The organism is Rahnella woolbedingensis (genome assembly GCF_003602095.1).
GTDB lineage: Bacteria > Pseudomonadota > Gammaproteobacteria > Enterobacterales > Enterobacteriaceae > Rahnella > Rahnella woolbedingensis.
In genome coordinates this window covers 18,925-40,202 of sequence record NZ_RAHH01000035.1, presented here as the reverse complement: position 1 = coordinate 40,202, position 21,278 = coordinate 18,925, and the positions used below count along the sequence as shown (strand labels likewise).

General features: G+C 51.4%; 17 protein-coding genes. 11 read left to right on the top strand and 6 right to left on the bottom strand.

The features are described from left to right. Positions 1-6: 6 nt before the first annotated feature. The 6 genes from D6C13_RS22240 to D6C13_RS22220 all read right to left on the bottom strand — a co-directional run bounded on the left by D6C13_RS22240 (position 7) and on the right by D6C13_RS22220 (position 5,190). Positions 7-1,215, bottom strand: a complete 1,209-nt coding sequence (locus tag D6C13_RS22240) for an IS256 family transposase (protein ID WP_120134859.1) — start codon at positions 1,213-1,215, stop codon at positions 7-9. Between the two features lie 164 nt (positions 1,216-1,379). After that, positions 1,380-2,420 (bottom strand): IS630 family transposase, encoded by a 1,041-nt coding sequence (locus tag D6C13_RS22235; RefSeq protein ID WP_120134858.1) that lies wholly within the window; start codon positions 2,418-2,420, stop codon positions 1,380-1,382. A gap of 191 nt (positions 2,421-2,611) precedes the next feature. After that, on the bottom strand, positions 2,612-3,712 hold the full coding sequence (locus D6C13_RS22230; RefSeq protein ID WP_120134857.1) for a hypothetical protein: 1,101 nt from the start codon (positions 3,710-3,712) through the stop codon (positions 2,612-2,614). A 182-nt stretch (positions 3,713-3,894) separates the two neighbouring features. Continuing rightward, the gene (locus D6C13_RS22225; RefSeq protein WP_120134856.1) at positions 3,895-4,368 is read right to left on the bottom strand and encodes a DUF2913 family protein; all 474 of its coding nucleotides are present in this window, start codon (positions 4,366-4,368) and stop codon (positions 3,895-3,897) included. A gap of 59 nt (positions 4,369-4,427) precedes the next feature. Beyond that, positions 4,428-4,565, bottom strand: a complete 138-nt coding sequence (locus D6C13_RS25690; protein WP_167458063.1) for a hypothetical protein — start codon at positions 4,563-4,565, stop codon at positions 4,428-4,430. A gap of 1 nt (position 4,566) precedes the next feature. Beyond that, complete coding sequence (locus tag D6C13_RS22220; RefSeq protein WP_208642931.1) at positions 4,567-5,190, bottom strand: SANT/Myb-like DNA-binding domain-containing protein; 624 nt, start codon at positions 5,188-5,190, stop codon at positions 4,567-4,569. Positions 5,191-5,584: 394 nt separating this feature from the next. Between D6C13_RS22220 and tssB the strand changes: the two genes are divergently transcribed. From tssB to D6C13_RS22165, 11 genes are all read left to right on the top strand, one after another. Continuing rightward, positions 5,585-6,082 carry a type VI secretion system contractile sheath small subunit gene (gene tssB, locus D6C13_RS22215; protein WP_120134855.1) on the top strand — a complete coding sequence of 166 codons (498 nt, stop codon included), beginning with the start codon at positions 5,585-5,587 and terminating at the stop codon, positions 6,080-6,082. A gap of 34 nt (positions 6,083-6,116) precedes the next feature. Next, positions 6,117-7,667, top strand: coding sequence for a type VI secretion system contractile sheath large subunit (tssC, locus tag D6C13_RS22210; protein WP_120134854.1), 1,551 nt, complete (start codon positions 6,117-6,119; stop codon positions 7,665-7,667). A gap of 12 nt (positions 7,668-7,679) precedes the next feature. Beyond that, positions 7,680-9,029, top strand: coding sequence for a type VI secretion system baseplate subunit TssK (tssK, locus tag D6C13_RS22205; RefSeq protein WP_120134853.1), 1,350 nt, complete (start codon positions 7,680-7,682; stop codon positions 9,027-9,029). After that, on the top strand, positions 9,026-9,724 hold the full coding sequence (gene tssL, locus D6C13_RS22200) for a type VI secretion system protein TssL, short form (RefSeq protein WP_120134852.1): 699 nt from the start codon (positions 9,026-9,028) through the stop codon (positions 9,722-9,724). Before tssK ends, tssL begins: the two co-directional genes overlap by 4 nt. Next, positions 9,724-11,391: an OmpA family protein gene (locus tag D6C13_RS22195; RefSeq protein WP_120134851.1), complete on the top strand. Its 1,668-nt coding sequence runs from the start codon at positions 9,724-9,726 to the stop codon at positions 11,389-11,391. Before tssL ends, D6C13_RS22195 begins: the two co-directional genes overlap by 1 nt. Positions 11,392-11,406: 15 nt before the next feature. Next, positions 11,407-11,898: a type VI secretion system effector Hcp gene (gene hcp, locus D6C13_RS22190; protein ID WP_120134850.1), complete on the top strand. Its 492-nt coding sequence runs from the start codon at positions 11,407-11,409 to the stop codon at positions 11,896-11,898. Between the two features lie 180 nt (positions 11,899-12,078). Then, positions 12,079-14,751: a type VI secretion system ATPase TssH gene (tssH, locus tag D6C13_RS22185; RefSeq protein WP_120134849.1), complete on the top strand. Its 2,673-nt coding sequence runs from the start codon at positions 12,079-12,081 to the stop codon at positions 14,749-14,751. Continuing rightward, positions 14,751-17,108 (top strand): type VI secretion system Vgr family protein, encoded by a 2,358-nt coding sequence (locus D6C13_RS22180; RefSeq protein WP_120134848.1) that lies wholly within the window; start codon positions 14,751-14,753, stop codon positions 17,106-17,108. Before tssH ends, D6C13_RS22180 begins: the two co-directional genes overlap by 1 nt. A gap of 14 nt (positions 17,109-17,122) precedes the next feature. Then, positions 17,123-19,978, top strand: a complete 2,856-nt coding sequence (locus D6C13_RS22175) for a hypothetical protein (RefSeq protein WP_120134847.1) — start codon at positions 17,123-17,125, stop codon at positions 19,976-19,978. Continuing rightward, complete coding sequence (locus D6C13_RS22170) at positions 19,975-20,832, top strand: hypothetical protein (RefSeq protein WP_120134846.1); 858 nt, start codon at positions 19,975-19,977, stop codon at positions 20,830-20,832. Before D6C13_RS22175 ends, D6C13_RS22170 begins: the two co-directional genes overlap by 4 nt. 182 nt (positions 20,833-21,014) lie before the next feature. Continuing rightward, a complete protein-coding gene (locus D6C13_RS22165) occupies positions 21,015-21,278 on the top strand; it encodes a PAAR domain-containing protein (RefSeq protein ID WP_120134845.1) in 264 nt (87 codons plus the stop codon).

The window sequence follows — 21,278 nt, the reverse complement described above, 5'->3', positions numbered from 1 at the left end:
ATCGTATTAAAGGTGATCGCTCAGGCGGTCGCCGAACTCGATAATAAAGCGACTCATCGCCAGCCGCCAGTTTTGGATCGGCATACTCCATTTCTTTGAAGCATCCCTGATCGCCAGGTAAATCACTTTTCGCACCGAGTCGTCTGTCGGGAACACCTTTCGCTTTTTGATAGCTACACGGATAACGCTGTTCAGCGACTCGATGGCATTCGTGGTGTAGATTGCCTTGCGAATGTCAGGCGGATAGCCGAAGAACGTATTGAGATTTTCCCAGTGCGCCCGCCAGCTTTTGCTGATTTGCGGATATTTATCGTCCCAGGCACCCGCGAACGTATCCAGCGCCATCAGCGCGGCTTCCTCTGTCGGAGCCTGATACACCGTTTTCAGTCCGCCGGTGACGGCTTTGTAATCCTTCCACGACACGTATTTCAGGCTGTTGCGCACCATATGGATGATGCACAACTGGATGTGCGTCTGAGGATAAACGCTGTTTATCGCATCCGGGAAGCCCTTCAGCCCGTCCACGCAGGCAATCAGGATATCCTGAAGCCCCCGGTTTTTAAGCTCTGTCAGCATACTGAGCCAGAACTTTGCCCCTTCGTTTTCTGCCAGCCACATGCCCAACAGTTCTTTCTGACCTTCAGTATTAATGCCCAGCGCGAGGAATACGGCTTTGTTAATCACGCTGCCGCCGTGACGAACTTTAACCACGATACAGTCGAGATAAACAATGGGATACAGTGCATCCAGAGGTCGATTTTGCCACTCTGTTACCTGTTCTTTAACCGCATCGGTGACTTTAGATATCAGCGTGGGAGACACGTCCGCATCGTACATTTCCCTGAACGTGGCGACGATTTCACGGGTCGTCATACCTTTGGCGTACAGGGACAAAATCTGACTGTCCATCTGCGTAATACGCGTCTGGTTTTTCTTTATGAGCTGAGGCTCAAAGGTGTTTTCACGATCGCGAGGTGTGCTCAGTTCGATCTCGCCATCGTCGCACAGCAGTGTTTTGGATGAATAGCCGTTGAGGGTATTCGAGCCTGATTTTGGGGCGTTATTCTCGTGTCCGAGGTGGTCAGTCAGCTCTGCATTGAGCGCTGTTTCAACGGTAAATTTCGTGAGCATACGAGAAAACGCATTGAGATCGGCTTCGGTTTTAAGGCCTTTAGCCAGTTCAGCCGCAAGGGCTTTGAGTTTCTTTTCGTCCATAATTTGCCCGTCTCCGTTGTTGGAGTGAACATATCAAAAACAGGCAATTACACAATTTTAATTACAGTCTCCTTTTTGATACCGAGTAGTATCAAAATCGATTTCTGATACCACTTAGCGTGGTTTTTTATATCACTGAACTTCAAACCCCTAAATAACTGCGCTTAATACCGCTCCACTTTTGTTAACCCACGTTTGTTTCTTGGGAAAGGTGAAGCGGCTTTCATAAATTGTCTGATATTGCTCAATAATTGCCACATTGTTCTGCAGCGATGATTACGTGTGACCGTTTCGTGCAACGCCAGCCATAAAAGCTCTATTTTATTTACCCACGGTGAATAAACCGGCTGATAAATAACTATAAACTTTGGATTATTCTTCAACCATTTCAACGTCTTTTTGCTTTTATGGATGATGTAATTATCAACGATCAGTGTGATTGTCTTGGCACTGCGGTATGTACTTCTTAACTTGCGTAACATATTGATGAACAGGCCTGAGTTCTTGCTTGTCCCGCTGACGTACTCCACTCTGCCGGTTCTCGCGTGAAGAGCTCCGGTAAGGTAATGCTTTTGATTCGTACCCGGCGTAGGAATGCGCTTCTGTTGACCTTTCTTTTGCCAGTCGGCGCCAATCTTAGGGTTGAGATCAATATCGACTTCATCCTCGTAAAATACGGGATGGTCGGCACAGTTTTTTTCCAGCGCGTCACTGATCGCTGCCAGTTTTTCCTCTTTGTAAGGATCGCGAATATGCAATGTCGGAGCCGCCCTACGCCACACAATACCCGCGCCTGGTAGCCAACGCCTAAGCGAACCAGGATGTAATGTAGCATTAAATAACTTATTAATTTCAATCGTTAACATCTCAGTACTCCATCGGGAACGTAGATACCCGAAATCTTGCGGAGAGCGCTGAACAAGTAAATCCAACATGCGAAGCATCTCCTCAACAGGCCACTTTTTTTGACGTCCAGCCGGAAGGCTTTTCAGACCGTCAATGCCAAATAATGTGAACCAGTTAATCCAGCGCCCGACGGAGGAACGCGCTGCGCATAGAGTTTTAGCGACATAAGTGAGTGATTCACCGCGATGTAACATCAACATGGTAATAAGGCGTCTGGAATGATTTTTGTCTGTTGTTTTATGGACAATTTTCTCCATCTGGCAACGTTCGCTTCGGGGTATCGGTGCTATGATCGGCATTGCTCAGTCCGGTTGTGAGGGTTTGTGATGTTTGGCGATTGATCAGATCGCTCAAACCGGATTGAGTTCCCTTCAGTGATCTACTATTAAGCGCAGTTATTTAGAACCCGCCGAACTATAGAAGAAGCGAATGAGCAAGCTGGATGTTATAGCTCAGAATCACATTTTACAACGTCGTTCCCACTCGGTCATTAAAGCCATTCCCAGTCATCTCGCCGCATTCCAAGATATTTTTTTAACACAGTCAGTGACCGGAGGTCTTCACGTATTTCGGTTTCTGTTGCAATACCTTCGCGTAATTGTTCAGAGTACTTCCTGAAATTATTATCAATGGTCTTGCTTGTACGTCCGCCAAAACGCTCCCAAACCATGCCGGTTAACGAATGGGGACTTTTGAGCTGAGAAAGTTCAAAGTTGAGTACTTCAATACGGCTTTGCAACAGCTCATTAATGGCAGGCATTGCTTCGTGGCTGAAATGGAAAGTACTGTCTACATATAGCCGGTACATTCCCAATATGGTCCATATATCGTGTTCTTTTTTAGCCTTTGATAATTGCACCATTAACTGATGCTTTTCTTCTTTCTTTGCCGGATCCTGTTCACGATCGGGGTGAAGCAGTGTAGCGATTTTTTTGTACATCTTATTCACTTCCAGCGACTTAAGCAGACCACCCCATGCCGATTGGGAATGGTCAGCCGCATTGTCGTTTTCTGTTCCATGCATTTCATCGTCATTAATGAAGTCGTCGGGTGTATTTTGAAAAAGTTGTTCCATGGTGGCCCGAAGTTTTTCAGGATCCATCATCATCTCTGCCAGGTCATCATCGGTCAGCTCCTGAGCCGATTCATAGGTCTCGTTCAATAAATGACGAAGACGGTCTATTTCGCCCTGAGTGGGAAGCTCATCATCCTGTGCTTTGTTTATGGCAAGCAGCTGCTTATTAAGCGCTTCGAGATCGATATTTTCATTGAAGGGGTGGTGGTACAGCTCATCAAATTCATGCTCTATCCAGCCAAATAGCGCATCGCGGTCATATTTACCCAGTGATTTCTTACCAGCGAAGGATATCAGGCGCACCGTTTTTTCATAGAGTGCCTGGAGGTATTGATGCTCGATCGGTAATATCTCTTGCTGGAACCGAAGCAGCAGGCAGCGCTGCTGCTGTTCTAACGCCGAGATGTTGAGTTGCAACGTCTCAATTTTCTTCCAGCGTTCCTGGAATTGATGTTGCGGATCACTGAGGTTAGATTTTGGCGTCGGTTTAGTTTTAACCAGTCTGTTTTGCGGCACCGTTTTTTCCTTATCGAATATTCTTGTCAGTTCCCGTGAGATATTTACGCATTAAGGCACTCCATGGCCAGGAGGATTTAGAAAAACCGCTTGATATAGCGTATTCACCCCACACGTTGTATCAAGCGCGTAGGTGTTGAGCACACGCTGTAAGGTGACTACATTACCGACAACGCGCATTTCTACCTGACCGGTTTGCAAACCTCGTTCATCGAATCCCGCTTCCAGTGCGGCTTTGTCATATACAGAGTATCAGTTGCTTCCGTGGTATTGCCTTCCGTAAGGCTTGACCACTCAGCCTGAGAAAGCAGGTAATTGTTCCATCCCTGCTCCCTCAAAGCGATGATGGCCGCATTCAGTCGATACAGGTCTGAGTGCGGCTGGACATCCTCGTTGCCGGTACGCCATATCACTTCAAATTTATCTTTCAGGCTAACGTTCACGCCCTTAGTCCTGGCTTCATTAATCAGCCAGATAATTTCACTGGCCAATGATTTTGGGAAGCGTTTTTGTTTTTGGGCTACCGTCAGCCAGCGCAGCAGGAATAAATTTTCTGCCACGCGGCCGCTTATTCCTGAAGTCTGTTTTTCAAAACTTAACGCGACAAGAGCGCAAAAAGCCAAGTGGTTAAGATCGGGGTTAACCGGTAACGTCATTCCGATATTTCCTTCACGGTAGCAATGTTCATCATATTCTGCAGGTTTCCTGTTTCGTATTATGGCACCACGGCATTTCTTAAACGTCCACCCGTATTCTTATCGTGATTATCGTCCTGTGCCCCCAACAGAATGTTGTCGTCGGAGTACGGAGTCGTTTCATCCAGGCGCAGCGTAGGCAGAAGTGACAACATCATTTTACCCTGGCCGTTGTCGTTTCTTTAGCCTCGCTTTAGCCTTTCTTATTGACAAAACGCTCCTACCAGGGAATAGCTCTACCAGCTTCGTGGCGCTGACATTTTGGTGCTGTGCCAGACAGAGCCACTCCTCAGCACTCCATATTTTCCCTCTGCCTTTCCCCCCAAACTGTAATCTCAGCTCATTGGCTTTTATCTTCACCGCTTCGGCTGTTCTGCCGGGGAGCTGGTTGGCCACTTTGGTACCCAGTAAGGCGTAGTATTTTTTCAGTATTTTCACTTCATGGCGGCTCCAGGTACGGGCACTGCGGATCCCCATTTTTGCGGCCATGGTGAAAATCGTCTGGCGGTTACGGGCTGGCAGCAGTTTGCCCACAGCCCCAATACCGTCACCGCGGGCATAATGCGTGCGGAGGATGTTTTTCTCTTCCTCTGTCCAGGACGCCGTATGGGGTTGAACCACGCCGAGTTTTTGCGCCATCAGCCTGACAGCCACCGCCGTTCTTTCAAGCGTTGTCGCTATTGCGCGGGTGGGGAGATGACCGTAGTGCTTTTCCAGATACCGGAGTTCCGCCAGCGTCCAGGGTGAACGGTGATTGCGGTAGTGAGTGTCGTTTTTTCTCATGAGGGTAAGCTACCTTGAATAAGGTATTGCTCTCAAGTGACAAACAGTGATTTCATTAATATTAAGTATAGCTCTGGATTTTTATTTAAGATAATTCGTACAAAAAGAGAAAATTCTTAATAATAAGCATGACCATTGCACGTTGTTACTTTTTAAATTTATCGAATTTGTTATTTATATTATTGTCAGCGCGTTTGGTGGGAGGTCGAGTATAATCTTGATCTAAAGCAAGTAATACATTTCTGTATGGTTTTTTTCTGCATTCGCGCACGCTCATTATGGATTTTTTTTATTTACATTTATCACCAAAGGATGATAATCAAACCGCTGCATTTATATACCTATGCTGGTCTATTATCAGGTAACGATAACTTAATTTTTTCAGAGGCGAATTATGGCAGATTCATTCCAGGCAGAAATTCCAAAGGCCCGTGTAAATATCCAGCTTGACCTGCATACCGGGGGGGCTAAGAAGAAAGTTGAATTACCGTTGAAGCTCCTGACCGTGGGTGATTTTAGTAACGGCAAAGCTGAAGGTACGCTGTCCGAGCGCGAAAAAATTAACGTCAATAAAAACAATTTTAACAGCGTGTTAGCAGATATCAACCCTCAAGTGAATCTCACCGTCAAAAACACCCTGGCAGGCGATAACTCAGAAGAAAATATCAGACTGTCTTTCCAGGATATGAAAGACTTCGAACCCGAACAAATTGCCCGTAAAATCCCGCAATTACGCGCCATGCTGGCTATGCGCAATTTGCTGCGCGATTTAAAATCCAACCTTCTCGATAATGTGACATTCCGAAAAGAACTCGAGAAAATTCTTAAAGACCCGACCCTCAGTGATGAATTGCGTAATGAGCTCAATGCACTCGCTCCAGCCCAGGAATAAGCGCTATCCACATTAACGGAATAACGAAGAGAATATGCTTATGTCAGTGAATAATGAAACTCAGTCCTCTGCGGGCGGTACCACAATTGAAAAAACACTGCCGCAGGGCGGTGTATATGCGTCTTTGTTTGATAAAATAAATTTAACGCCGGTGTCTGAAATTAAAGACATCGACGGTTTTCAGGACAACAGCTTTATGGCTGAAACATCCACTGATGCCCGCGTGACGGCGGCTGTTCAGGTCTTTATGCAGGTGCTGCAAAAATCCGGACAAAAAGTGGAGAAACTGGATAAAACCCTGCTCGACAGCCATATCGCTGAACTGGATTTTCAGATAAGCCGTCAGCTTGACGAAGTGATGCACCATGACGAGTTCCAGAAAGTAGAATCTGTCTGGCGTGGCCTCAAATCACTGGTCGATAAAACCGACTTCCGCCAAAACGTCAAACTGGAGATCCTCGACCTGTCCAAAGACGAACTGCGTCAGGATTTTGAGGATGCGCCGGAGATTATTCAGAGCGGGCTGTACAAACACACCTATATCGATGAATACGACACTCCGGGCGGAGAGCCGGTTGCCGCACTGATTTCTGCCTATGAGTTTGATGCGTCAGCGCAAGACGTGGCACTGCTGCGTAATATATCAAAAGTGTCAGCCGCTGCCCATATGCCCTTTATCGGCTCGGCGGGCCCGAAATTCTTCCTCAAAGACAGCATGGAAGAAGTCGCGGCGATTAAAGATATCGGCAACTACTTTGACCGCGCCGAATACATCAAATGGAAATCTTTCCGCGACACCGACGACTCGCGTTATATCGGTCTGGTGATGCCACGCGTGCTGGGTCGTTTGCCGTATGGCCCGGACACCGTGCCGGTACGCAGTTTCAACTACGTCGAAGAAGTGACAGGTCCGGATCACGATAAATACCTGTGGACGAATGCCTCGTTCGCGTTTGCGGCCAACATGGTGAAAAGCTTCATCAATAACGGCTGGTGCGTTCAAATCCGTGGTCCGCAGGCGGGCGGGGCGGTGAAAGACCTGCCTATCCACCTGTATGACCTGGGCACCGGTAATCAGGTGAAAATCCCTTCAGAGGTGATGATCCCTGAAACCCGCGAATTTGAATTCGCCAATCTGGGTTTTATTCCTCTAAGTTATTATAAAAATAGGGACTACTCCTGCTTCTTCTCGGCCAACTCCACGCAAAAACCCGCGCTGTATGAGACCGCCGTTGCCACAGCCAATAGCCGTGTCAATTCGCGCCTGCCGTACATTTTCTTGCTGTCTCGCATCGCGCATTATCTGAAACTTATTCAGCGTGAAAATATCGGCACCACCAAAGACCGCCGCCTGCTTGAGCTGGAACTGAACACCTGGGTAAGCACCCTGGTCACCGAAATGACCGATCCGGGCGACGACCTGCAGGCTTCACACCCACTGCGCGACGCCAAAGTCACCGTTGAAGATATCGAAGACAACCCAGGCTTCTTCCGCGTGAAACTGTACGCTGTACCGCACTTCCAGGTGGAAGGTATGGACGTGAATTTGTCTCTGGTATCACAGATGCCGAAGGCGAAGTCGTAAGGCTGGAGGCCTATGAAGATTTATCGTCCATTATGGAACGAGGGGGCATTGCTGTCCCCTCAGCAGTTCCAGCAACAGTCCGAGTGGGAATCGTTCACCCGAGCCGGAATTTCGGCTCTGGCATCGGCGTTTCCCTGGGGCGTTGAGACGCTCGAACTCGATGACGCGTTACTTTCCTCCGGACGGATACAGGCGCAGTCAATGCGTCTGTGGTTACCGGATGGGACATTGATTGACACGCAGCGCTGCGACGTGCCGCCGGCGCCTCGGGAACTCGATCCTCAGGCCATCGCCGGTCACGACAGCGTGGTGGTGTATCTGGCACTGCCGGTGATGCAATCGGGGATCGTGAACGTTCAGACAGAAACGGGGATTGCTGAGCGCCCCTTGCGTTATCGGGAAGAGTGGGTGACGGTGACTGATGCTTTCGGCCAGGAAGAAGAGTCGATGGCGGTGGCGCGTTTTAATCTTGCCTTTCGTTTCAGCCATGAAAGCAATGATGCCTGGCAAACCTGCGCCGTTGCCCGGTTAGTGCGTAACGGACAGGGCGGCTGGCGTCAGGACCTGAATTTTGTGCCCCCGATGGCGCTGTTTTCTGCCAGTCAAACATTGCGTGAGCGCCTGACGCTGCTCAATCGCCAGTTACGTTCCCGCCGACAGCGGTTGATGGCGATGCGCCGGGAGAGCAACGAGCGGATGGCAGATTTTGCCGTGGCTGACGTCTCTCTGTTCTGGTTGCTCAACGCCCTTAACTCACATGCCCGCGTGTTGAGTGAGTTTGAGCGGTTCCCGGCCCGCCATCCTGAACAGGTATGGGCGGAACTGGCCCGACTGGCGGGCAGTATGCTGACGTTCTCCCTGGAGCACGACCTGGATATTATCCCAGGTTATGACCATCAAAACCCGGAGAACACCTTTCCGCCGCTGTTTGATCTCATTACCGAGTTGCTGGAAACCAGCCTGCCGTCGCGCGTGATAGCCGTGGCCATGAGCCGCAGCGACGAACAGACCTGGAAGGCCTCACTGCATGACATTCGCCTGCGGGAAGAGGCCGACTTCTACCTGTCTGTGCGTTCGAACAATCCAGCCTGGCAAATCGCCGAGCGCTTCCCTGCGCTGTGTAAAGCCGGTTCACCCGGCGATGTCAGCGAGATCTCCAGCGTAGCGCTAACGGGTATCCCACTGATTGCCCTGAGTCGTGTCCCGGCGGCATTGCCGGTGCGTCTGGAAAATCAGTACTTTGTACTGGATATGGAGAGTGAGGCGGCGCGTGACATGCTGGAGCAGGGTGTTTGCGAATTCTATGTTCCGTCGCTGCTCGGGGAGCTTGAACTCGAACTGTATGCGGTGATGCGCTCATGAGACAGGATATCGATATTGATGAACTGATGGCCGATACCTGGCTGACGGTCGCACAGTTGCAGCATGGGGCGACGGCACCGGACGGCGGCGCTCTTTATAAACACTGTTGCCAGCAGGTGGACAGCGTGCGTGAAGCACTGGAGCGGGCGGGTTTTGATGCCGAAAGTATTACGCATATCACTTACGCCCAGTGTGCGTTGCTTGATGAGTCGGTGATGAATCGTAAACCCGCCCTGGTCGTCGATGGCGAAAGCGACAGCACCGTACCGCGCGTTGACGAAGGGATAAAAGCCTGGAAAACCGCACCGCTGCAAGCCCGCTACTTTGGCTCGCTGCAGGCCGGTGAAGTGCTGTATGACCGTATTGCGGAGGTGCTGCGTCAGCCTTCTCCGATACCGGCTGTGCTGACCTGCTACCAGCGCGTACTGGCGCTGGGGTTCCAGGGACAGTACAGCGGCAAGCACGGCGGACTGGTACAGCGTGAAAGCGTCCTGAACGCGTTGAATGAACGTGTTGCTCCGCTGGACACCGGGATCTCTCTGGTGATCCGTAAAACCGGACATCGACGTTATAACCTGCTGCGGTCGGTCTGGTTCTGGATAGCCTTATCGGCCGTTGTTACGACGGTCGTCTGGTTAGGCGGACACCTGTGGTTGCAGGATCTGCTTAAGCAACAACTGCCGGAGCTGCGCTGATGCGTAAATCGGCAGCCGCCAACGCGGTATTTCCGGTTCTGGTGACCATGGTCGCTCTGCTGTGGCTGTTATGGGTTTTTCTTACCCTGCAGCCGCTGTTGAAAGCGGCGCTGACGCTGGTGGCGGTCGTGGTGGGCGTGTGGGTGAGTATTCGCCGATATCGCCGGCAGCGTCCCGCGATGCAAAAGGGCGACGACAGCTATTTTCCTGCACCGGAACACACCGGGCCGGTGTTGCTGGTGTGCGGCGATGGCTGTGATGAGATGTTTGTTACCGGCCGTCGCCGGGTTACGTCACAAGGGTGTTATCTGCAGGTCGGTGACGCCAGTCAGTTAACACCGATGGCCGACGCCCTGCTGGCTTATAACCCGCTCATGGCCGGGCAACTGGTGGTGATGTTCAACTGTCTGCCTGACCTTTATCGTGATGAGGCGTTGTTGCGTGCTGCACTCAAAGTACTTCGCCATCAGGTTAAGCAGCTCACGGCGCTGACCGGATACGTCGTACCGGTGGTGTTGAGTTGTGCGTTTTCGGGCACGGATACGCCGTGGATCATTATCCGGGGCACCACGCCGGTGGTGTGTCCGGATAATGAACCGGCCCTGTCACTGGCACAGTGGCAACAACAATCAAATGTCACGACCACAACACCGCTGCTGAAGGCGGCATTCCGCTTTGTGCATCAGGTCATCATAGACGAGTTTGCCAGACCAGACAGACTTTGTGCCGCTGTCCACCCGTTTGCCGTGACGCTGCGCTGCGGGAGTGCGTTACAAGACGTGGATGCGCTTTGGCCTCAATGGCTGTACCGCCATTCTTATCTGCACGCTGCGTCGTCGTTTAACGCCCGTGAAGCCCGCTGGTATTTCCCCGATCCGGTGATCCCGCTTCTGAGTCCGTATAGCACCCCGTTACAGGGTGGCAAAACGGGGCGTCGGGTGATCCTGATACTGCTTGTGTGCGCGATAACCGCGCTGCTGCTGTCGGTTGCCAATAACCGTGACCTGATACGCCGTGTGGGTGCAGATTTGCAACGCTGGTCTGCGATACCCATGGGGAATTTTATTCCGAAAGCGCAGGCACTGAATGCGCTCAAGAAGGATGCGTTGCTTCTTGAGCGTTGGCAGAGGCAGGGGGAACCTCACCGCTATAGTCTGGGGTTATACCCGGGCGAGCGGCTGTGGCTGAACGTACAGCAGGCAATTGACACCTACGTCCCCCCACCGCCACCACCGGCGCCCAAACCGGCGCCGACCATTATCCGTCTCGACAGCATGTCGCTGTTCGACTCCGGAAAATCTGAACTGAAAATCGGCTCGACTAAGGTGCTGGTGAATTCTCTGGTAGGCATTAAGGCCAAACCAGGCTGGCTGATTGTGGTCAGCGGCCATACCGATAACACCGGAAGCGACTCACTTAATCAGACACTGTCCCTCAAACGTGCTGAAGCGGTACGTGACTGGATGAGAGATACCGGCGATGTGCCGGAAAGCTGTTTTGCGGTGCAGGGTTATGGCGCAAGCCGCCCTGTGGCCACGAATGACACCGCGGCAGGCCGTGCGCTCAACCGCCGTGTCGAAATCAGTCTGGTGCCGCAGGCCGACGCCTGCCATGTACCGGGCGAGACAAAAGCGTCATCGCAGGATGATGGCGTTACCGACAATTAATGGAGAGTAATTAACATGGCAATTCCAGTATATCTGTGGCTGAAAGACGACGGCGGCGCGAACATTAAAGGTTCTGTGGACGTAAAAGACCGTGAAGGCAGCATTGAAGTGGTCAAGCAGGAACACAACCTGTACATCCCGACCGATAACAACACGGGCAAGCTGACTGGCACGCGTATTCACACGCCGTTCCTGTTCACCAAGGAAATCGATTCATCCAGCCCGTATCTGTACAAGGCTGTGACCAGCGGCCAGACCCTGAAATCTGCTGAGTTTAAGTGGTACAAAATCAACGACGCAGGCCAGGAAGTGGAGTACTTCAACACCAAACTGGAAAACGTGAAAGTGGTGAAAGTGAATCCGGTCATGCACGACATCAAAGACCCGGCTTACGAGAAACACAACCACCTGGAACAGATTGAACTGCGTTACGAAAAAATTACCTGGACCTACAAAGACGGCAACATCATTCATTCCGATTCCTGGAACGAACGCGCCACGGCGTAACACCGCAGCGGACAGGGCAACCTGTCTGCTTTTTTTTGCTGAGTGCCTGTCCTGTGTGAACCCGGACATTGAGCAAAGAAAACACCCCCTTCATCTGCCTGACCTTATGCGCTTTGGCTCCTTATCGAAAGGAACAGCGAGGGGCGGTAGCGTGCCCAGGAACAGCTAAAGAGAGAAATCATGGAAAACCCCGCCATTCTGCTGCGTCGTCTTAATCCTTATTGTGCCCGTGCGTTAGAAGGCGCGGCTTCCCTGTGCCAGACCCGTGCTCATGCCGAAATTTTGCCGGAACACTGGTTGCTCAAACTGCTGGAACAGGGGGAAGGTGACCTGACGGTACTGGCCCGTCGCTACGAATGGGACATGGACGGCATGTGGCAGGATTTACTCGGCTGGCTGGATAATCGACCGCGCTCGGTGCGCAACCGTCCACAGCTGGCCGATAATCTGCAAGCCCTGCTGAAACAGGCGTGGATGGTGGCCTCACTTGAGGGCGCGGACACTATCCGCAGCGCGCACCTGCTGTCGGCGATGATTGACGCGCCCAGGCTGCTGGGGTGTGACGGTCTGTGGCCTTTGCTGACGCTGGGACAAAGCCAGCTTGAACGCCTGCGTCCGCTGCTGGATGCACAGTCTGATGAACGCCCTGAACTGCAACAGGAAGCAGAGCTGGCGCGCACCGCAAGTGACGCCATCAATACCACCGTGCAGCCAGAAAACGGCCTCGCTGCCACGCCAAACGGCGAACTTTCCCCAGCGCTGCAAAATGCGCTGGATAAATTCACCCTCGACGTGACCGCCAAAGCCAAAGCCGGCAATATCGACCCGGTGTTCGGCCGTGACAATGAAATCCGTCAGATGGTGGATATTCTCTCCCGCCGCCGTAAAAACAACCCTATTTTAGTCGGTGAACCGGGGGTCGGTAAAACCGCGCTGGTGGAGGGGTTGGCACTGCGCATTTCTGAGGGCAACGTACCGGAAAGCCTGAAAACCGTCAGCCTGCGCACCCTGGACCTCGGTCTGCTCCAGGCCGGGGCTGGGGTGAAGGGCGAGTTTGAACAGCGTCTGAAAAACGTCATTGAGGCGGTACAGCAGTCGCCGACGCCGATTTTGCTGTTTATCGACGAAGCCCACACCATAATTGGTACAGGCAATCAGGCCGGTGGCGCAGATGCGGCCAATCTGCTGAAACCGGCGTTGGCGCGTGGCGAACTGCGCACCATCGCGGCCACTACCTGGTCCGAGTACAAACAGTATTTTGAACGTGATGCCGCACTCGAACGCCGGTTCCAGATGGTCAAGGTGGATGAGCCAGACGACGAGACCGCCTGCCTGATGCTGCGCGGCCTGAAATCACGTTACGCCGAGCACCACGGCGTACACATTACCGACGACGCGGTACGCGCCGCGATAACGTTGTCCCGTCGTTACCTTACCGGCCGTCAACTGCCGGACAAAGCGGTTGACCTGCTCGATACCGCTGCTGCCCGCGTGCGCATGAGCCTCGATACTGTGCCTGAAATTATTACCCACCTTACCGCGCAGCAGACCGCGCTGGCACTGGAAAAGCAGGCCCTGCTGGAAGATATCGCCGTCGGCGGCCATACCCACGGTGAACGACTGTCTGCGATTGAAAAACTGCGCCTCGCGCTGGCGGCGGATATCGAGACACAGCAGCAGCGTTTTAGCGAAGAAAAAGCCGTGGCAGATCAGCTGATGGCCTGCCGTCAGGACATTAGCCGTCAGGCCGACATCCACGCCTTGCAACAGAAACTGAGCCAACTGCAACAGAACTCCGCGTTAATTCAGATTGATGTCGATACCCGTACCGTCGCCAACGTCATTGCTGACTGGACCGGCGTGCCGCTGTCCTCGTTGATGAAAGACGAGCAGACCGATCTGCTGACGCTTGAAAACCAGCTTGAAAAACGTGTGGTCGGGCAAAGCGCGTCTCTGAATGCCATTGCCCAGCGCCTGCGCGCCGCTAAAACCGGCCTCACCTCGGAGCACGGCCCGCAGGGCGTGTTCCTGCTGGTCGGCTCGAGCGGGGTGGGGAAAACAGAAACCGCGCTGGCACTGAGCGACGTGCTGTACGGCGGTGAAAAATCCCTGATCACCATTAACCTCAGCGAGTATCAGGAAGCCCACACCGTCAGCCAGTTGAAAGGTTCTCCGCCGGGCTACGTCGGTTACGGTCAGGGCGGTATTCTCACCGAAGCGGTGCGCAAGCGCCCGTACAGCGTGGTGCTGCTCGATGAAGTGGAAAAAGCCCACCGAGACGTCATGAACCTGTTCTATCAGGTGTTTGACCGCGGCTTTATGCGCGACGGCGAAGGGCGTGAAATCGATTTTCGTAACACCGTTATTCTGATGACCGCCAATCTGGGCAGTGACCACATCATGCAACTGCTGGAAGAGCAGCCAGAGACAACGGACGGCGATTTGCAGGAACTGCTGCGTCCCATCCTGCGCGACCACTTCCAGCCTGCGCTGCTGGCACGCTTCCAGACGGTAATTTACCGTCCGCTGAGCGAGTCCGCCATGCGCACCATCGTTGAGATGAAACTGAGTCAGGTGAGCTATCGCCTCAAGCGTCACTACGGCCTGTCTACCCATATCAATGAGGGCCTGTATGACGCGCTGACCTCTGCCTGCCTGCTGCCGGACACCGGCGCGCGCAACGTGGACAGCCTGCTCAATCAGCAAATCCTGCCGGTGCTGAGTCAGCAACTGCTTCAACACATGGCGGCAAAACAAAAGCCTACCTCACTGACGCTCGGCTGGGATGATGAGGCAGGGATTGAATTGACGTTTGATGCGTTCAGCCAGACTTCTGAAAAAGGGAATGAATAATGAGTGATTCGGTTATCAGCCTGGTCGGACAAAAAATGCAGCAGCTTCTCGGGCAGTCGCGCTACCGCGTCGATGTTCATGATTGTCCGCATTTTCTTGACGTTTTTAAATTCAAAGCTGAAGAGGAACTCAGCAAACCCTGGCGTTACGACATCACGGTAACGTGCACCGCCGATGATATCGCCTGCGACACTCTGTTATTGAAACCGGCATCTTTTACGCTGCAGGTGCCGATGTTTACCGGCGCACCGGCCACGCCGGTGCGCACCGTATTTGGGGTGGTGCAGTCGTTTCAGCGTCAGTCCACCTCGGCAGATGAAACTCGCTACGCGCTGACTATCGTGCCACGTATCGCGCTGATGCAGCACACAAGGCGCAGTGAGATTTACCTGAACCAGTCCGTTTTGGAGGTAGTGGAAAACGTGCTGCGCTCGCACGGGCTGGAAGGCGCTGACTTTGAGTTTCGTCTGTCGCAGGAATACCCCGCCCGAGAGCTCATCACGCAGTGGCGTGAAACCGATCTGGAGTTTGTGCAACGCCTGCTGGCCGAAGTCGGCATTTTCTGGCGCTTTGAGATGGACGGGCGACTCGAGCAGGATGTGGTGATTTTCCAGGACAGCCCGCAGCAGTACCAGTTTGGCGTCACGTTGCCGATCGTTCCCCCCTCTCAAACCCTGGATAACGGGGAACTCAGCGTCTGGGATATCCGCACACAGCATAACGTCGTCAGCGGCAGCGTTGCCACCCGTGACTACAACTACCGTGAGGCCCTAACGCCGCAGGACAGCAACGTTTCAGTCAGCAGCACCGACGGGGTGACCACCGGTGAGGTGTATCACTACGCCGAGCCGTTCCTGAGTGAAGGCACTACTGATACGCCGGAAACGGGGGCGCACTATGCACAACTGCGGCATGAGCGGATCCTCAATGCGCAGCAGCCGGTCAGAGGGCGTTCTTCGAGCCCTACGCTTGCACCGGGAGAGGTTTTGGAGCCTCAGGGCGCACTGCCGGACAACCTCAAAGACGGCATTGTGATCACCGGCGTGCGCAGCAGTGGCTCACGTAGCAGCAGTTTTGCGATGACGTTCACCGGTATTCCTTACAGCGAAACGGTCTGCTACCGACCGCCATTGAAAAATCGCCCGGTGATCGCTGGCACATTGCCTGCACGAGTAGAAAGTACCGAAAAAAATGATACCTATGCCTGGCTTGATAACAAGGGGCGTTACCGGGTGAAGCTCGACGTTGACCGCAACAGTCGTGAGCAGGGCTACGCCTACCTGTGGCTGCGCCTGGCCAAGCCGTATGCGGGAGATACCTACGGATTTCACTCGCCGCTGCTTGACGGCACGGAAGTGTCCGTGATGTTTGACGGCGGCGACCCGGACAGGCCGTTTATTGCTTTCGCCCAGCATGACTCCGAGCATCCTGACCACGTCACCGACAACAACCACACGCGCAACGTGTGGCGCACGCCGGCCAATAACAAAATTAGACTTGAGGATAAGCGTCAGGAAGAGCACATCAAGGTGGCCACGGAGTTTGGTAAAACCCAGCTGAACGCCGGGCACATTGTTAACAATCAAAGAGAGAAGCGTGGTACCGGTTTTGAGCTGCGCACTGATGAGTACGGTGCCGTGCGCGCGGCGAAAGGGATTTACCTGACCGCCGATGCCCAGCCAAAAGGCGAGGGCGACGTACTGGAGATGGCGCCGGCGGTTAACCGGATAAACCAGTCCAACAGTGAAATGCAGGCACTAAACGGGGCAGCAGAGCAGGCTCAGGCGCTAACCTGTGATATCCAAAGCCAGAACAACCTGGTGAAAGACCGGCTGTCGGCGCTGCAATCCGCTGTTTTGCTGGCCAGCGCACCGCAGGGCGTCGCCCTGACCTCCGGCGAACATATCCAGCTCACCAGCCAGCAGAACACGATGATCAACGCCGGAAAGCACCTGGACATTGGGGCGATGAAAAATATCTCCCTCAGTGCCGAACAGGCGCTGGGGCTGTTTGCCCACAAGGCGGGTGCAAAACTGATTGCCAATAACGGCGATGTGGAAATTCGGGCACAACACAACACCTTGGAAATGAGCGCCGAGCAGCAGTTTACGGTGACCAGCAGCCAGGATGAGGTGGTGATCAGCACGCCGAAGACGCTGACCCTGAACGGCGGTGGCTCGTACCTGAGGCTGAGTGAAAACGGTATAGAGCACGGGACGAACGGGGACTTTATTATTAAAACGCCTAATTACCTTGTGCCCGGCGCAGGGAATAGCCTTCCCGTACAAACGCCTGACTTTAAAAAGACAGACATCAGTCTTACCAGCAAAAATATCGCCAAATGGCTCAGCGAATAACAGGGAGAGTCGAGATGGCAACGGTACCTAAAATCAGTTTTCCCGTTCCGGCCAATGCAACAGGCACAGAATTTGGCAGCAGCGATGCGTTATTGGATGTGCTTAACGGTGAAAGTTCGGGTCTGTATCTGGCGGGCAGCCAGGGGATGTGGCATGGCGGCATACATATCACCAACGCGACGGTTCCCTGGTGTGCGCTGACGGGAAAAAACGCCTCAGAACTGGCGTATGTGCATACCCCTTACAAAGGCGAGCAGGCTGTGCGTTGCATGGCCGACGGTGAGATAGTCGCGTACCGGGCCTGTCAGGACTATGACTATATTGAATGGGGTAACGACAAGCTGTACTTCTCTTCGTCATTCCTGCTGGTGAAGCATGCTATCCAGCCCGATGAAAATGCAGAGCACGGCCTCACTTTCTACACGCTGTATATGAATCTCGCCCCTGTCTCTGCATACGTTCAGACGGACGGAGACCTCAGAAAAACAGCGAAGAGGCAAAACTATTACGCGACGTCGGCAGATGTTCAGTCGAACCATTCGGCAGGCACCCTGCCGGTAAATACGCAGGTCAGACTGGGTGAGCAGGTGGTGAACAGCGAGAGCAAACATCGCCAGTACAGCGAAGTCACGGTAATGACCGATACCGGTGCGCTAAAGGGCGGAGATAAGGTCTGGACAGTCTCCGACCAGGGATGGCTGAAGCCTCCTTCTGAACAGGGCGCTGCCGTGCCATCCTGGTGGAATAAATGTTCACCGGCCTTGCATCCGGGAAACGTTAACGCCCCCCTTTACAAAACCAGTGCAGGGCTAAAATATTATCTGAGCAGTGCTGATGCGGAGGCGGGGATTCATGCTGATACGAAGGCTGGCAGTCTGAAAAACGGGTTCCCGGTCTTTTATGACGCAAATAATACAGCCCTTCAGTTCACCAGAAGTGATGGACGAATTTTCAGCCTGGTGACGTTGGGAAAAGTTGTTGCACCGCAGAAGAAAGGCGACCGCGTGTGGGTAGTGTCAGATAATGACAATCTGGTGGCCGACAGTGCTGGTTCCTCTGCGGGTCAGGCTGCGTATGGCCAGGTCGTCAACCTGACGACCCCGATTAAAATTGCAGCGGGTGACAGCATCGGCCATCTGGGCTTTTATGAATTACCACAAGATAACGGCAAGCTCTCCCGCTACCAGGTGCATATTGAGTGCCTGAGCATGGACACTACGCTGCCGACGTTTCTGACGAATCCGGGCAATGTGGGCAGAGATGACCCTGCTTACCTCAGTTACCCGGAAGGTGTCGTTCTGATGATGCCGGATGCGCAGGGGAAAATGGCGGTCACAGATCGCAAAACCCGGGCACCGGGGATTCTGACGCGGTCGAAAGTGCCCGGCGTGGACGCCGAAGGGCACGTGCTGACGGATAATAAAGGCGCGGAGCAGTATCAGGTCCGCCCGGAAGGCGGCTGGCTGGCGAAAGGTGACGTGAAGCAACTTTCCCAGTATGACCTGGCTGCGCTGGGATTTGTGACGCTGGACAAGAAGCCCGAGAGTTTTGACCTGATAGACGGCATTCACCATCCGGATAACGTGGTGAAGGGCATACTGGAGCAGCTATATAAAGCAGCACAGGACGAAACGCGCAGCAGTCATGCAATGAACAAGTATAACTACAAGCGTTTACTGGAACTGATAGATAAAAATGAAGACGGTCATTACTCCGAAGACGAATATTTGCAGGCGATACACAACCCCTCCTACCGTTCTCATCTGTATCGCCTAATCGTAAAACACCCGAGTGAGTGGTATTACGGCAAGGATGATCCTTTCTGGAAAGGGTATCTGGATACACTTACCACCGATGCACCGTTGTGGAAAGCCTATACCGAGTCGTTTATTGAGAAAATGGCGTGGATGAAACAGGTAGAGGGCATGGGGCCTGAGCCGTGGCATATACATCCAGTGGTGTTTTTATCAAGCTTAGACTTCCCAAAATGTGATTGTGAGAAACTCTATGCTGATAAATTTAAAGCAACTAGATATGGTTCCCAATATGGCCCTGTCTATTGGGGGAACATTTCCCTTAGCTCATACTCTCGCTGGGATAATTCAATTACTGCGAGGGAAATATCTACAAATGAAAAAGCGATCCTGATTGCGATGTCTGAAAATGAAGGGAAAATGGATTCAGTTCAGTCTTATGATAGTGAAGTCATTACAGCAGGGGCAATGCAAAAAACTGTAAAAGATGGGGTGGGGCTTGAGGGCAAGGGAGAGTTTTCAACACAGTTCGCAACATTCCGTGATAAACACCAAGATTTGTACCAACAATATGCCGTAGGTTGTGGGTGGAGTGTTACTGGGAGTGGTTCAAACGCTGTTATTTATTATAGTGATGTAACTTTAACAAATGGACAAAAAATAACATCTACAGCGTTGAAAACTTTAGTTAGACAGGGTTGTAATGCTCAAACCTTCGGGCACTCTGTTCATAATAAACCGTTGGCCGCACTAGTTAAAGTTCTATCTTTGCCGGAATATTTAGATCTGCAGGTTATTGATTTCATCAAAAGGCTTCATAGCGCTGAAAGTATAGTAGTAACTACCAATGGGAATAAAATTAGTGATTATGTTAAAAGTAATTTTGGGCGAGCTGTTGTTTTAGATCATTCTGTCAATAGGCCTGGTTATGTAGGTGCGGATTTTAAAAAGGCTATAGATAATTTTCACACTCACAACCCCACAGTAAGTTTAGACCCTAATGCATGGGGCACAGATCATGACACTTACGAGACTAAACTTCTCGAAGAATATAAACTAACCAGAAGAATGACGAATTCCGTTCTAAGATTCAATTCATTAAAGGATAAACTATGATCTCGTTAAATAAAATAATTATTGCAATTTTAACTTTATCTTACGTTGGAGTAAGTTATGCTGATGAAATAATCAAGTCATCTAATGGCAATTCGGTTATATTTTCTCAAGAAATAAAAAGTGAGAATCATGAACCTAATTCTTGGGGGAGAGTCACATTTCTACAGAATAATAAACCATCAATCATTAGCCAAAAAGATCGCTACTATACTGAAGATGGAACATCTAAGACATCCCCATCGGGGAATTATTTAGTCATGAATAGTGTGTCAGGAGGTTATATTGAACAGCCTGATGGAACAAAAAAATATTCAGACAGAGCTTATTGTAGTGTCGTTGATATGAAAAATGGGTGTGTTGTGAGCGACTGGGATGGTGAGGCCTGTGGTTACTCATGGAAAGTAGATCAGGATGTGCTGTCGGCATCAGAGGATAAAGCTGCTGACAGCTTTGATTTTTTATCAATGAAGCCATTGATTAATAAAGTGACAGACTCTTTATCATCTCTGAGTGCGTATGAAATAAATAACCTCCTACGTTGTGATGTACCCAACAAAACGAACATCAATCGTTATCAGTCTTTATTGAAAGAAAACCCTTTAGCGAAAAGTTCAATATCAGTGGGCCTTGTTGATTATTTAAATGGATTAGAAACGACGATCTCATTGAACAACAAGACATACTTATATTCTGATTCAAGCGAGCGTAGTAAGACCAAGTCTTATCTTATTTCTGGCGATATAGTGAAAGTGATCCAAAAATCAGTCGATAAACAGTGGGTCAATGTTGGTTATGTGAACCAGAAAGGGGTTCCACTCATTACTTGGATAAAGAACAGTGATTTAAAATCATGAAGCATAACTTTTAATGGAATATCACAGCAGTAAATGTATGTTTTTTTTGCAGATGTCATGTTTCCTCTACTGAGAATTATTATTTAAAACTCAATTAAAGTTACATTAATTTAATTTCATTAAAAGCAAAACGTCAATTTTTTTAATGAAAATCTCCTCATCAAACATTAAAAGGAACCTAAATGTTACCTATAATCCGCATTGGCGATAAAACAACACATGGCGGTTCTGTATTAACGGGATCTGGCACCATGAAGTTTGGTGGCGTTGGCGTTGCCCGGAAAGGAGATAATGTCTCCTGCCCTAAAGACGGTCATGGACCGACGACCATTGTCGAAGGAAACCCGAATTACCTAGACCAGGGAGTCCCTGTGGCTTTTCAGGGTCATAAATGCGGCTGTGGTTGCACGTTAATCAGTTCATTCACGGCCGGGAAGGTAGGTTAA

Excerpts from the sequence above, each read along its gene's own strand:
- D6C13_RS22240 (WP_120134859.1), bottom strand. The coding sequence starts at position 1,215 with ATGGACGAAAAGAAACTCAAAGCCCTTGCGGCTGAACTGGCTAAAGGC.
- D6C13_RS22235 (WP_120134858.1), bottom strand. The coding sequence starts at position 2,420 with ATGCCGATCATAGCACCGATACCCCGAAGCGAACGTTGCCAGATGGAG.
- D6C13_RS22225 (WP_120134856.1), bottom strand. The coding sequence starts at position 4,368 with ATGACGTTACCGGTTAACCCCGATCTTAACCACTTGGCTTTTTGCGCT.
- D6C13_RS25690 (WP_167458063.1), bottom strand. The coding sequence starts at position 4,565 with ATGATGTTGTCACTTCTGCCTACGCTGCGCCTGGATGAAACGACTCCG.
- D6C13_RS22220 (WP_208642931.1), bottom strand. The coding sequence starts at position 5,190 with ATGAGAAAAAACGACACTCACTACCGCAATCACCGTTCACCCTGGACG.
- tssB (WP_120134855.1), top strand. The coding sequence starts at position 5,585 with ATGGCAGATTCATTCCAGGCAGAAATTCCAAAGGCCCGTGTAAATATC.
- tssC (WP_120134854.1), top strand. The coding sequence starts at position 6,117 with ATGCTTATGTCAGTGAATAATGAAACTCAGTCCTCTGCGGGCGGTACC.
- tssK (WP_120134853.1), top strand. The coding sequence starts at position 7,680 with ATGAAGATTTATCGTCCATTATGGAACGAGGGGGCATTGCTGTCCCCT.
- tssL (WP_120134852.1), top strand. The coding sequence starts at position 9,026 with ATGAGACAGGATATCGATATTGATGAACTGATGGCCGATACCTGGCTG.
- D6C13_RS22195 (WP_120134851.1), top strand. The coding sequence starts at position 9,724 with ATGCGTAAATCGGCAGCCGCCAACGCGGTATTTCCGGTTCTGGTGACC.
- hcp (WP_120134850.1), top strand. The coding sequence starts at position 11,407 with ATGGCAATTCCAGTATATCTGTGGCTGAAAGACGACGGCGGCGCGAAC.
- tssH (WP_120134849.1), top strand. The coding sequence starts at position 12,079 with ATGGAAAACCCCGCCATTCTGCTGCGTCGTCTTAATCCTTATTGTGCC.
- D6C13_RS22180 (WP_120134848.1), top strand. The coding sequence starts at position 14,751 with ATGAGTGATTCGGTTATCAGCCTGGTCGGACAAAAAATGCAGCAGCTT.
- D6C13_RS22175 (WP_120134847.1), top strand. The coding sequence starts at position 17,123 with ATGGCAACGGTACCTAAAATCAGTTTTCCCGTTCCGGCCAATGCAACA.
- D6C13_RS22170 (WP_120134846.1), top strand. The coding sequence starts at position 19,975 with ATGATCTCGTTAAATAAAATAATTATTGCAATTTTAACTTTATCTTAC.
- D6C13_RS22165 (WP_120134845.1), top strand. The coding sequence starts at position 21,015 with ATGTTACCTATAATCCGCATTGGCGATAAAACAACACATGGCGGTTCT.